Raw genomic sequence first — 12413 nt, forward strand, 5'->3', positions numbered from 1 at the left:
CGGTCAGTGGCCCGAGCTGCCGGGGCTGGAGTGCCAGAGCTTGCGAGGCGGTCCGGACGCCGCCCGGCGGGCGGCCGTCGCGGCGTCCTCGCCGGCCGGCTTGATGTCGTCGTAGGGCGACATCCGGAAGCCGGTCGGGTGGACCAGCACCGGCCGGACGACCACCGGCCGCTGCCCGTGCGAGGCGGCGGCCCCGGCGATCGCCTGCTCGGTGAACTCCCCCGGTGCGGCCATCAGGTCGCGCACGCCGTCCAGCCCGTCGGCCTCCCACGCCTCGTGCAGCGCGGGCAGCTCCCATGCGCCCGTCGCCCGCAGTGACATCCCGCGCGGTCCGGTGCGCCGCAGCACGCCCCGGATGACCAGCAGCCAGGAGTGGAACACCGTCGCCGCGTAGGGCCCCTGCGCGTCCTCGAAGAACGTCGAGTCGGTGCACCCGGTCCCGTCGTCGAGGGTCACGAACACCACCCGGCGCCCGGAACGGATCGGTGGGGTCTGGGTGGCGACCTTGACCCCGGCGACCAGCACCTCCGCCCCGCTGCGGCAGCCGAGCAGCTCACCCGCCGGCACCGCACCGATCGCGGACAGGAACGGCCGGTAGAAGTCGATGACGTGCCGGCTGGCATCGAGTCCCAGCACCTCCAGCTCCGCCCGCACCAGCTCGGCGTCGGTGAACTCCGGCAGACCGCTGCTCTCCGCCCAGCCGAGGCCCGCCTCCGTCGCCTCCTCCTCCGCCTCCCCTTCCACCGTCTCCGATGCGGGCTCCTCCTCGAGCCCCAGACCCATCAGGTCCAGGCTCAGCTGGCCGCTGGAGCTCGCCCGTGCGCCGCTGCGGCTCCACCGGTCCAGCTCGCCGATCTGCAGCAGCAGGTCGCGCCGGGTCACCTGGGTGCGACGGGAGGTGGGCCGGCCGGCCTCCCGGTCGCGGATGCCGAAGCCGTAGAGGGAGTCGAATCCCCCGGCCAGCACCAGCCGCTCCACCACGGGACGCGACACGGACGCCCGGGACCAGAAGTCGCTCAGCGAGCGGTAGGGCTGCCCCGTCACGATCCGTGCGACCTCGTCGTCGGAGATGCCCTTCACGTCGGTCAGGGACAGCCGGATCCCGTAACCGGACGGGTCGCGCATGGTGGCCGGCATCCACTCCGGCCGCGGCCAACTCTCGACCTCCGCTTCACCGTCAGGGTCGGTGGGGATCCGTTCGACCCGGTAGGTGTCGCCCGAGGCGTTGACGTCCAGACCGAGCACCCGGATCCCGAAGTTGCGGGCGTCGTCGAGGATCAGCCGCTTCGGGTACATCCCCGGGTCGTGGGTGAGCACGCCGGCGAGGAAGGCCGCCGGGTGGTGGGTCTTCAGCCACGCCGACTGGTAGGTGGGCAGGGCGAACGCCGCCGCGTGGGCCTTGCAGAACCCGAACGACCCGAACGCCACCAGCACCGTCCAGACCTGTTCGGCGACCTCCACCGGATAGCCGGCGTCCAGTGCCCGGGGCACGAACCAGGTGCGCACCTCGGGGTGGGCGTCCTTCTCCCCCAGCGCCCGGCGCACCTCGTCGGCCTCGGCCAGCGTGCAGCCGGTCATCCGCGCGACGACCTGGAGCACCTGCTCGTGGAAGACCACCACCCCGGCGGTCTCGGCGAGGGCGAACTCGAGGTCGGGGTGCGGGTAGACCGCGTCGCGCCACCCGTTCCGCGCCATGAGGAACGGCGTCACCATGTCGCTCTTCACCGGGCCGGGCCGGAACAGCGAGATGTCGATGATGATGTCCTCGAACGTCTGCGGGCCGAACTTGCCGACCAGCTCCCGCTGACCCGGCGACTCGATCTGGAACATCCCCAGGGTGCGGGTGCTGCGGATCAGCTCGAACGTCGTCGGGTCGTCGCGCGGGACGGCGTCGATGTCGACCTGCTCGTGGTCCACCCGCTGCACTTCGGAGAGCGCGTGCGCGATCGCCGACTGCATCCGGATGCCCAGCAGGTCGAGCTTGAGCAGCCCGAGCTCCTCGACGTCGTCCTTGTCGAACTGGCTCATCGGATAGCCGAGGTAGCTGTTCTCCACGGGTGTGCGGTCGAGCAGGGTGGCGTCGGAGAGCAGCACGCCGCACGGATGCAGGGCGATGTGCCGGGGCAGCCCGTCGAGCCGGGCCACCAGGTCGAACATCAGGTCGAGATCGCCGGATCCGCCACTGCGCTTGGAGCCGAGCCGACTGGCCCGCAGCTCGGGCAGGTCCTTGAGCGCGGCGTGCACCTGGTTGGCCCGGATGTGCGGGAAGGCCTTGGCGACGGCGTCGATCTCGGCCGGAGGCAGCCCGAGGGCCGCCCCGACGTCGCGGATGGCGTGCCGCACCCGGTAGGTGTCCATCATCGAGATGCAGCTGACCCGGTCGGCACCGAAACGGTCGATGACCGCGTCGTAGACCTCCATGCGGCGCGCGGACTCGACGTCGATGTCGATGTCGGGCAGCTGGTGGCGCAGCGGGGAGAGGAACCGCTCCATCAGCAGCCCGTACCGCAGCGGGTCGACGTCGGAGATGCCCAGCAGGTAGGTGACCAGGCTCCCCGCCCCCGAGCCGCGCGCCGCCGCCCGGACCCTCAAGCTCTTGATGAGGTCGACCACGTCGGCGACGGTGAGGAAGTAGGACGGGTAGCCCAGCTGGTCGATCACGGCCAGCTCGTCGTCCAGCCGCTGCCGTACCCGCTCCGACGGTGGCAGGCCGCGCCGGCCCATCCCCGCCTCGCAGCGGGCCCGCAGCACCTGCGAGGGGCCCATCCCCCGCTCGGCCGGCGTGGTGACGACGTCCAGCTCGGGATAGCGGACGCTGCCGATGCCGAGGTCGTCGCGGATGTCGACGACGCACTGCTCGGCCAGCCGGGCGGTGCCCTCCAGGAGGCGCAGGGCGGCGTCGCGGTCGGGACCGACGAGGTCCTCGGCCACCGCGGACATCTCCTTGCCCGATTTCAGGTAGCCCTCCGCGGTCCGCCGGTCGACGTGGCGCACGTCGAGCGGGACCAGCCGGCGGGCGGCGTCCAGCACGTCGGCGGTCGGGGCGTCGAGCGCGTCGACGTACCGGACGGCGTTGCTGAGCACCACCGGCACGCCCTGCTCGGCGGCGAACCGGAGCATCGTCTGCGCCCGCACCCGGTCACCCCGGCCGCGGTGGTGGACCAGCTCGAGCACCAGCCGACCAGGACCGAAGGCGGCCCGCCAGGTGTCCAGGTGCGCGGCCGCGTGGTCGGCCCGGCCGCTGAGCAGCGCCCGGCCGACCGCGGAGTCGGGCCCGAGCAGGGCGATCAGCCCGTGGGCGTGCTCGGCGGCCGTGGCCAGCGAGCTCACCGGCTCTCCCCGCGTGCCGCGCAGGTGGGTGGCGCTGGTCAGCCGGCACAGCGAGCGCCAGCCGGCGCCGTCCCGGGCGAGGAAGGTGACCCGCGGCAGCCGCGGGTCGACGCTCGCCCCACCGCGGGCGGGGCTCCGGCGGGCCGGTGCCGACCTGCGGGTGGGAGGCGCAGCCCGCAACCGGGGCGGCCGGGCCCCGGACGCCTCTCCCCCGAGAGCGGTGGCCAGTGCGGGGGGCACCGTGCCGTCGAGGGTGGGGGCGACGGCGAGATCCACACCGAAGATCGGCCGCACGCCGGCGGACCGGCAGGCCAGCGCGAACTTCACCGCGCCGTACAGGCCGTCGCGGTCGGTCAGCGCCAGGGCCGGCATGCCGTGCTCGGCGGCGCGGGCCACCAGGTCGGCCGGGTGGTTGGCCCCGTACTGCATGGAGTACCCGGACGCGACGTGCAGGTGGACGAAGGGATCTGTCACCGACGGGAGCGGGTAGCGGGACCGCCGGCCCCACGCGGGCGGGTGAACGGGGACCGGGCGGATCCGGGTGCGGCAGGGGTGGCGAGGAAGTTCTCCACCACGACGAGGAAGGCCCCCACGTCGCGGATCAGGTCATCGGCCTCGCGTTCGGTGACCGCGGAGGACAGCCCCGCCTCGGCGGCTGCGCGCTTGGCCGCACCGGCGGCGAAGAAGGTGGCCCACTCCCCCAGCTCGGGTGCGACCTGCTCCAGCAGCACCCAGGCACTGCGCGGGCGCCGGCGGGCCGGCTCGGGCCGCGTGCGCGCGGCCAGCACCCCTGCGGCACCACGCAACGCACCCAGGTGGGCGGTGGCGTACCGCTGGCGCGGATCGGTGTACCCGGAGGCCTCGCGGAGCGCGCGGTGCGCCTGGTCGAGGAGCTGGGTGGCGGCGGGCGGCAGGGCGGGCGGCAGGGGCAACTGGGTGGCCGGTAACTGGTCGGACATGACTCGGACGGCGCCCATCAGTCGTGCACCCGCACGAGCCACCAGCGGTTGCCGGCCGCGTCCCAGAACAGGTCGAAGACGCCGGCGAAGTCGGTCCGGGACCGCCCGGCCCGCACGGCCTCGACCCGCCAGACCTCCTGCGTGGCGACGAGGTCGGCAGAGGCTCCGGTGGCGTCGCGCCGCCACCACGGCGCGGTCTCGACCCAGGAGTCGAGCAGTTCTCCCACCAGGTACCGGGACTGCCCGCGCCAGAACTGCACCGGGCCCAGCGGCCCGCGCTCGACGTGGACCTCCTCGCCGACCCCACCAGCGACCTCACCGAGCACCCGGCTCATGGCAGCCTCCCCACCGTCTCTCACCACCGCGCCGCTCCTGGCCACCGCTCCGGGCGGGGAAGGGCCGGAGGAGCGATGGAGGAGCGACGCTGTTCGAACGTCTGTTCGAACAGGTCCAGTAGACCGGAGGCCCTCGCACTCGTCAAGACGGACCGCCGTGTCACCCGGGAGGACCACGGGGGCAGGGCACCGCGCCCGGTGGCAGGATCGTGGTCATGCCTCAGCCGCCTCCGCCGGAGCATCCCCGGGTCGCCGAGGTGACGCGCCTGCTGCGCGCGGCCGGCGCCCCCGGCACCGTGCGCCACTTGCCCGACAGCGCCCCGACCGCCGCCACGGCGGCGGCCCAGCTCGGCGTCGAGGTGGGCGCGATCGCCAACAGCCTGGTGTTCGACGTGGCGGGCAGCCCCCTGCTGGTGCTCACCAGCGGTGCCCACCGGGTGGACGAGGCCGTCGTCGCCACGCTCCTCGGGGTGCCGCGGATCTCCCGGGCCACCCCCGACTTCGTCCGCCGGCACACCGGCCAGGCCATCGGCGGGGTCGCGCCCATCGGCCACCCGGAGCCGATCGGCACGCTCGTCGACGTGGAGCTGGCCCGCTACGACGAGGTCTGGGCCGCTGCGGGGCACCCGCACACCGTCTTCCCCACGACCTACGACGAGTTGCTCCGCCTGACCGGCGGCACGGCGGCGGAAGTGGGTCCCGGCCCCACCGAGCACAGCCCCGTGGACGCACCAGAGACGGCCGCCCGATGACCGACACCCGCCCCGCCACCCGCGTCGTCGAGCTGCCGACGCCGTGGCTGCGCGAGCACATGCACGAGGCGCTGACCATCTACGGCCTGGCGATGGGCTACGACTCCGCCGTCGTCGCCGGCCGGTACGGCTACGCCGTCCAGCACACCGAGCGGCCCGGCTTCCGCGCCGTCGGGGCCTTCGCCGAGACGGGGACGGGAGCGGGCCAGACAGCCGAGCAGCTCGTCGGCTTCGGCTACGGCTACGTCGTCGCACCGGGCCAGTGGTGGCACGACCAGGTGCGGGCGGCGCTGGACCGGCGGACGGCGAAGAAGTGGCTGCCCGACGCCTTCGAGGTGTGCGAGCTGCACGTGCACCCCGACCACCAGAGCCGTGGGCTGGGCCGCCGCCTCCTGCACGCCCTGGTCGCCGACCTCCCCCATCCGGCGGCGTTGCTCTCCACGCCGGACTCCGACACCAAGGCCTTCCGGCTCTACCACGCCGACGGCTTCGTCGACCTGGCGCGCGGCTACCACTTCCCCGGTGACGCGCGGCCGTTCGCCATCCTCGGCGCCCGCCTGCCCCTGCATCCACGTGACCCGGCACCGGCGAACAGCTGAGTGTGAGCACATCCCCCGCGGCCGACGGTCCTGTCGACGGCCGTCCCGACCGCCGTGTCGACGTGGTGGTCATCGGCTCCGGCCACAACGGACTGGTCGCTGCCTGCTACCTGGCGCGGGCGGGCCTGTCAGTGGAGGTCGTGGAGTCCGACGACGTCCTCGGCGGGGCGGTGTCCACCGTCGAGCGCTGGCCGGGCGTCCTCGTCGACCGCGGATCCAGCGCGCACGTGATCATCCGCCAGAGCGGCATCGTCGAGGAGCTCGACCTGGCTGCGCACGGGCTGCGCTACGTCGACTGCGACCCGTGGGCGTTCGCCCCCGCGCCCTCCCCCGGCGACCCCGGTCCGGCCGGCCGGCCGCTGGTGTTCTCCGTCGACCTGGACGCGACCTGCGCCTCCATCGCCGCCGCGTGCGGTCCTGCCGACGCCGCCGCCTACCGCCGCTTCGTGGAGGTGTGGGGCCCGCGCAGCCGGGCGGTCGCCGCCTCGTTCGGCCGGCGGCCCAGTCCGGCCGGCCTGATCCGGTCGTTCTGGCCGCTCGGGGCGCCGTCGGGAGGCCGGCCGCGCACCCCGGGTGGTGAGCTGGCCGTCGACTTCCTCGGATCGGGCGACGCGCTGCTGGACCGCTGGTTCACCAGCGAGCGGCTCAAGGCGGCGCTGGCCTGGTTCGGCGCCCAGTCGGGGCCGCCGATGTCCGAGCCCGGCACCGCCGCCATGGTGGCCTGGATCGCGCTGCTGCACGACGTCCCGCCCGGGCACCCCGTGGGCGGCTCGGGCGGGCTGACGGCCGCCCTCCGCCGGAGGCTGGAGTCCGACGGCGGGCGGGTGGTGCTCGGCGACGGCGCCGCTCGTCTGCTCACCGGCGACGACGGGGCGGGGGGCCGGCGCGTCACCGGCGTGCAGACCGTGTCCGGACGACGGATCTCCGCCGACGCCGTCGTCGCCGCCTGCCACGTGAACGTGACCCGGGACCTGGCCGGGGAGGCCGCGCCGCCGGCCCTCGCCGACGCCGACCCACCCCTCGGGAACGGCTTCGGGCTCGTCGTCCGGGCCCTCACCGACGCTCCACCTGCCTATCCCGGGGTGTCGCCTGAGGACGCCCTCGCCGGCCTCCAGCTGCTCTGCACCGACCGCGCCGAGCTCGCCTCCGCGCACGGCGACTGGTCGGCGGGACGGCTGCCGCGCGTCCCGGTCCCCCTCGCCATGTGCTTCTCCGCCAGCGACGACACCCTCGCCCCGCCCGGCCGGCACGTCGTCACCATCTGGGGCCAGTGGTACCCGTACGAGCTCGCGGACGGCGGCGACTGGGACGCGCTCGCAGAGAGCGAGGCGGAGCGGCTGGTCGAGGCGGTGGACCGCTACGCGCCCGGCTTCGCCGCGTCGGTCCAGCGACTGCACATCCAGACACCGCTGGCGCTCGAGCGCGAACTGTCCCTGCTCCGTGGCAACGTCATGCACGTGGAGATGGGCCTGGCCAGCATGTTCGCCTTCCGTCCCACCCCTGCCCTGTCGGGCTACACGGTCCCCGGCCTGCCCGGCCTCTACCTCGCCGGCGCCTCGACCCACCCCGGCGGCGGCGTGTCCGGCAACTCCGGGCGGACGTCGGCCCGCCTGCTGCTGTCCGACCGGCGTGGCCTCCCCCGGGCCCGGGCCACGGCCGGTCGCGCCCTGCGGCGGGCCGCCGCACGGCTCCGGCGGACCCCGGCGTGACGACGGCGGTCGCGGCGCGGACCTGGAGGCCTGCGGCCGGGCAGCTCCTGCCGCTCCTGCTCGCCGGCGCGCTGGTCCTCACCGCGATCGCCTATCCGCTCACCTCGGGCGACGCGCGCGACGCGGTCAGCTGGACGATCGTCGTCCTCGGCTCGCTGCTGTCGGTCGTCCACGCCGGGCTGAGCCGCGGAGCACGGACGGCCGCCGGACTCCTGCTCCTCGTGGCCGTCGCCGCGATCGCCTTCGAGTCGATCGGCCTGGCCACGGGCTTCCCCTACGGCAGCTACGAGTACAGCGACGTCCTCGGCCCGACGCTGCTGGGCGTGCCGTTCCTCGTCCCGCTGGCCTGGCTGATGATGGCGTGGCCGAGCTGGGTGCTCGCGGATCGTCTGGTGCGACCGGTGCGACCGGAGCGCCGGCGACCCGCGCGCATCGCCTGGGCCGCCGGGATCTTCGCCGCCTGGGACGTCGTCCTCGACCCGCAGATGGTGCAGGCCGGCTACTGGACGTGGGCGCACCCGGACCCAGGGCTGCCCGGCATCGACACGGTGCCGCTGACCAACCTCGCGGGCTGGTCGTTCGCCGGTCTCGTGCTCATGACGCTGCTCGACCGGCTGGCCGCCCGCTCTCCCGCCCCGCCGCGGATCGGCGACGCCGCGCCTCTCCTCGCCCTCGGCTGGATGACCCTGGGGGGTGCGCTGGCACACGCGGGCTGGCTGGGGCTGCCCGGGTCCGCCGCCTGGGGAGGTGCCCTCGGCGCCGCGGTGCTCGTCGTCCTCGCGGTGCAGCACCGACGGGCGAGCCGCCGGTGAGCGGCCGGCTGCTCCGCACGCTCGCCGGGCTCTCCGTGGCCGGGGCCGCCCATGCCGCGGCGAACGTCGCGCTGATGCGGCGCCCACCCGTCGATCCACCCCCGGTGACCCGGCCGGTGACCGTCGTGGTCCCGGCGCGGAACGAGCGGGAGCAGATCGGCGGCTGCGTGGCCGCCCTGCTCGACCAGCGCGGGGTGCCCGCCCTGAGCGTCGTCGTGGTGGACGACGGGTCGACCGACGGCACGGCGGACGTGGTCCGCGACGTCGACGACCCCCGGGTCCGGCTGGTGTCGGCACCTCCTCCCCCGGCCGGCTGGCTCGGCAAGCCGCACGCCTGCGCGACCGGGGCCGCTGCGGCCGTGGACGGGGACGACGGCGTCCTGGTGTTCGTGGACGCCGACGTCCGGCTGTTCCCCGATGCGATCGCCGGTGCCGTCGCCGTGCTGGAGCAGCACGGCCTGGACCTCGTCTCCCCGTGGCCGCGGCCGCTGGCGCACGGCGTCGCCGAGCGGCTGGTGCAGCCGCTGGCACCGTGGCTCTGGGCGACGACGCTCCCCCTCCGCCTGGCCGAACGATCGCCCCGCCCCTCGCTGGCCGCCGCCAACGGGCAGTTCCTGGTGCTCCAGCGCCGCGGTTACGACCGCGCCGGCGGCCACGCGGCGGTCCGGGGGGAGGTGCTCGAGGACATCGCCCTGCTGCGCGCCGTCAAGCGCTCCGGTGGGCGGGGCGTCCCCATCGAGGGGGCACGGTTGGCGGCCTGCCGGATGTACGAGGGGTGGCCGGCGCTGCGGGAGGGGTACGCGAAGTCGCTGTGGGCGGCGGTCGGCGGCAGGCCGGCCGCGAGCGTCGCCGCCGCGGCCGGGCTCACCGCGGTCTGGGTGGTGCCTGCGGTCGCGGCGCTGCGCGGCTCGCGGGCCGGGCTGGTCGGCTGGCTGGCGGGGTCGGCGGGGCGGGCGGTGGTCGCGGCTGCGACCGGCGGCCGCAGTTGGCCCGACGCGCTGGCGCACCCGGTGTCGATCCTGGTGTTCGACCTGCTGATGGTCCGGTCGGTCGTCGGCCATCGGCGCGGGACGCTCACCTGGCGGGATCGGCGCCTGTAGGTCGCTCCGTCCGTCCGGCCACCGTCGCGACGATCTCACGGGCCGCGGCGCGGCCCTCGGGCGCGGGCACCAGCGGGTACACATGGACGGCGCCCTCGCAGACGACGAGGCGCAGCTCTGCGCCCTCCGCCGCGGCCCGGTCGCGCAGCAGCAGCGAGTCCGGCAGGCAGATGTCGCGGGTCCCGACGTAGACGTCCATCGGCGCCAGCCCCACGAGCGGCCCGTTCAGCGGGCTGAGGCGGGGATCGGTCGGGTCGTCCCCGCCGGCCCACGCCGCGGCCGCCGCGTGCAGTCCGGCCCGGCTGAGCCAGGGATCCCGCGCCTCGACGGCCGGGATGCCGGGGTTGCCCATCGTGAGGTCGAGCCACGGGGCGATCAGGACGAGGCGCCGCGGCTGTGGCAACCCCGCCCCGGCCAGCGTCCGCGCCAGACCCAGCGCGAGCCCACCCCCGGCGGAGTCGCCGGCGACGGTGACCTCCGCTGCCCCGAACTCGGCGACCAGGTCGCGGTAGACGGCGGTCACGAACGGATAGGCGTCCCGGTAGGTGTACCGGGGCGCGAGGCCGTAGCTCGGGACCTCGACGCGGACCCCGGCGTCGGCCAGCTTCGAGACGAGCGACCAGTGCTGGGGCGAGATCTCGCTGATGTAGGCCCCGCCGTGCAGGTAGACCGCGGCGCGCGTGGCCCGGCGGTCGCGCGGCGCGACGGTATGGCAGTCGGAACCACCGACCCGCCGCGTGCTCACCGTGTGCCGCTTGCGCAGCCCGGCCGGCGGCGCGGACGGGCCCTTCGGTTGCTCGACGCGCGCCCTGCCCCGCTCGGCCGTGGCCATCCTCGGCTTGTACGCCAGACGCACGACGGCGGCGACGACCCTCATCTGCAGGCTGCTCATGTCGTCGTCACCGTAGGCCCCGTGCCTGCCCCGCCTGCGCCGACCAGCGGGAGTACGGCGACGATGGGCCGGTGACCGACCCCGCCGAGCGCGTCCTCTTCGACCCCGCCGAGATGGAGATCCGCGCGTTCTACCGCGTGCTGAACTCCGTGGTCGTCCCCCGGCCCATCGCGTGGGTGTGCAGCCGCTCGGCCGACGGCGTCCTGAACCTCGCGCCGCACTCCTTCTACACCGTGGCCTGCGTCGACCCGCCGGTCGTCCAGTTCACCTCGGTGGGGCGCAAGGACTCCTTGCGCAACGTGGAGGCGACCGGGGAGTTCACCGTCAGCCTCACCCCGGAGGAGCTCTTCGAGCAGGTCAACGCCACCGGCACGGACTTCCCCGCGGGCATCAGCGAGGCGGAGGAGTGCGGCGTCCGGCTGGAGCCGAGCGACCGCGTGGGCGTGCCCCGCGTGGCCGAGTCCCCGGTGTCGGTGGAGTGCACGCTGCACTCGACGGTGCGCCTGGGCGACAGCACGGTGGTGTTCGGACGGGTGCAGGCGATCAGCGCCCGGGCCGCCGCGGTGCGCGACGGACGGCCGCGGATCGAGCACCTCCAGCCGCTGGCCCGCCTGGGCGGCAACGAGTGGTCGACGATCGGCGAGGTCCGCGAGATCCCCCGCATCCCCTACGCGAAGTGGTCGGAGGACCCCGGCATCGGGAAGCAGGTCCGGGGAGCAGGAGACTTGTAGCGGGGGCCGCGCAGCGTGTGGGCCTGGTGTGGGGCCCGGAGGGTCCCCGCCGGGGACACGGGGACTCCCTCGTCGCAGCGGGGGGACGGCTCCTGGCCGGGTTGTCGTCCGGAGGACGACAGATCACACGGTCATGGCAGGTGCGCGGCGACCTCGTCGGCCGCCTCGGCACCGAACGCCTCGGCGAACCGGCTGAGGAAGCTCTCGCGCGGCAGGTCGTACTCCTGCGTGCCGATCACCTCGACAGCCGCCGTGGCGACGGCGGATCCGAGCTGGGTGGCCCGCTCGAGGCCGAGCCCCCACATGCGACCGGCGATGAACCCGGCACGCAGGGCGTCGCCGCCACCCGTGGGCTCGACCGGCTTGGTCTCCGGGACGGCGATCACCGACAGGGGCTCCGCGTCGGCCTGACGGACCAGGACGCCGTCGGCCGCGCGGGTGGTGATCCAGGTGCCGACGCGGGACAGCACCTCCTCCTCGCTCCAGCCGGTCTTCTGCTGGAGGAGGTGCGATTCGTACTCGTTGGTGAAGAGCAGGTCCGCGCCGTCGACCAGGCCGCGGATCATCTCCCCGTCGGCCCAGGCGAGCTGCTGGCTGGGGTCCGCGGCGAAGCGGTAGCCCCGCTGACGGCACTCCTGGGTGTGCCGCACCATCGCCTTGGGGTCGTTGGGCCCGACCACGACGAGGTCGAAGCCCCCGACCCGGTCGGCCACGGGACCGAGCTCGATCTCGCCCGCCTCGGACATGGCGCCCGAGTAGAACGACGCGATCTGGTTGTTCGCGGCGTCGGTGGTGCAGACGAACCGGGCGGTGTGCTTGAGCTCCGACCAGTGGACGCTGCCGGTGTCCACCCCGTGCCGCGTCAGCCAGGCCTCGTACTCGGCGAAGTCGTTGCCGACCGCGCCGACGAGGACCGGCTGCAGCCCCAGGAGGCCGAGCCCGTAGGCCATGTTGGCCCCGGCGCCACCCCGGTGCTGCACGAGGTCGTCGACGAGGAAGGACAGGGAGACGTTCTCCATCTGGCCCTCGACGAACTGCTCGACGAACTTCCCGGGGAAGGTCATCAGGTGGTCGGTGGCGATGGAGCCGGTGACGGCGACGGGCACGGGACGCTCCCTGCGGTGGTGGATCGGCGGGACGGCCGCACGATGTCGGGTGCTCCCGCTGAGCGGAGCACCCGTACACGATAGGAGC

At 74.8% G+C, this 12413-nt stretch carries 11 protein-coding genes; 6 read left to right on the forward strand and 5 right to left on the reverse strand.

Annotated elements, in window-relative coordinates:
* Window positions 1-3: 3 nt before the first annotated feature.
* From CRP30_RS18370 to CRP30_RS18380, 3 genes are read right to left on the reverse strand one after another with little or no spacing between them, the layout of a single operon-like run.
* Window positions 4-3804, reverse strand: coding sequence for a DNA polymerase III subunit alpha (locus CRP30_RS18370; RefSeq protein ID WP_097185463.1), 3801 nt, complete (start codon window positions 3802-3804; stop codon window positions 4-6).
* The gene (locus CRP30_RS18375) at window positions 3801-4289 is read right to left on the reverse strand and encodes an SAV_6107 family HEPN domain-containing protein (protein WP_235003533.1); all 489 of its coding nucleotides are present in this window, start codon (window positions 4287-4289) and stop codon (window positions 3801-3803) included. Before CRP30_RS18375 ends, CRP30_RS18370 begins: the two co-directional genes overlap by 4 nt.
* Window positions 4290-4306: 17 nt before the next feature.
* A complete protein-coding gene (locus CRP30_RS18380; protein ID WP_097185464.1) occupies window positions 4307-4624 on the reverse strand; it encodes a DUF6504 family protein in 318 nt (105 codons plus the stop codon).
* A 215-nt stretch (window positions 4625-4839) separates the two neighbouring features.
* Between CRP30_RS18380 and CRP30_RS18385 the strand changes: the two genes are divergently transcribed.
* Genes CRP30_RS18385 through CRP30_RS18405 form a run of 5 tightly spaced genes read left to right on the forward strand, consistent with a single transcriptional unit; the run spans window position 4840 to window position 9596 of the window.
* Complete coding sequence (locus tag CRP30_RS18385) at window positions 4840-5376, forward strand: YbaK/EbsC family protein (protein ID WP_097185465.1); 537 nt, start codon at window positions 4840-4842, stop codon at window positions 5374-5376.
* Entirely contained in the window at window positions 5373-5975 is a 603-nt protein-coding gene (locus CRP30_RS18390) for a GNAT family N-acetyltransferase (RefSeq protein ID WP_097185466.1), read from the forward strand. Before CRP30_RS18385 ends, CRP30_RS18390 begins: the two co-directional genes overlap by 4 nt.
* Before the next feature lie 2 nt (window positions 5976-5977).
* Window positions 5978-7684, forward strand: a complete 1707-nt coding sequence (locus tag CRP30_RS18395) for a phytoene desaturase family protein (protein ID WP_097185467.1) — start codon at window positions 5978-5980, stop codon at window positions 7682-7684.
* Window positions 7681-8496 carry a carotenoid biosynthesis protein gene (locus tag CRP30_RS18400; RefSeq protein WP_097185468.1) on the forward strand — a complete coding sequence of 272 codons (816 nt, stop codon included), beginning with the start codon at window positions 7681-7683 and terminating at the stop codon, window positions 8494-8496. Before CRP30_RS18395 ends, CRP30_RS18400 begins: the two co-directional genes overlap by 4 nt.
* Window positions 8493-9596 carry a glycosyltransferase family 2 protein gene (locus CRP30_RS18405; protein WP_097185469.1) on the forward strand — a complete coding sequence of 368 codons (1104 nt, stop codon included), beginning with the start codon at window positions 8493-8495 and terminating at the stop codon, window positions 9594-9596. The genes CRP30_RS18400 and CRP30_RS18405 overlap by 4 nt, the downstream gene beginning before the upstream one ends.
* Here the strand turns inward: CRP30_RS18405 and CRP30_RS18410 are convergent.
* Window positions 9571-10488, reverse strand: a complete 918-nt coding sequence (locus CRP30_RS18410; RefSeq protein ID WP_097185470.1) for an alpha/beta hydrolase fold domain-containing protein — start codon at window positions 10486-10488, stop codon at window positions 9571-9573. The genes CRP30_RS18405 and CRP30_RS18410 overlap by 26 nt on opposite strands.
* Window positions 10489-10559: 71 nt before the next feature.
* Here CRP30_RS18410 and CRP30_RS18415 point away from each other — a divergent pair, with 71 nt between their 5' ends.
* A complete protein-coding gene (locus CRP30_RS18415; RefSeq protein WP_235003534.1) occupies window positions 10560-11219 on the forward strand; it encodes a flavin reductase family protein in 660 nt (219 codons plus the stop codon).
* A 131-nt stretch (window positions 11220-11350) separates the two neighbouring features.
* Here CRP30_RS18415 and CRP30_RS18420 read toward each other — a convergent pair whose 3' ends face one another.
* The gene (locus tag CRP30_RS18420) at window positions 11351-12325 is read right to left on the reverse strand and encodes a carbohydrate kinase family protein (protein WP_097185471.1); all 975 of its coding nucleotides are present in this window, start codon (window positions 12323-12325) and stop codon (window positions 11351-11353) included.
* Window positions 12326-12413 lie beyond the last annotated feature (88 nt).

Origin of the sequence: Blastococcus haudaquaticus, assembly GCF_900230285.1 — a bacterium.
In the GTDB taxonomy this organism is placed as follows: domain Bacteria; phylum Actinomycetota; class Actinomycetes; order Mycobacteriales; family Geodermatophilaceae; genus Blastococcus_B; species Blastococcus_B haudaquaticus.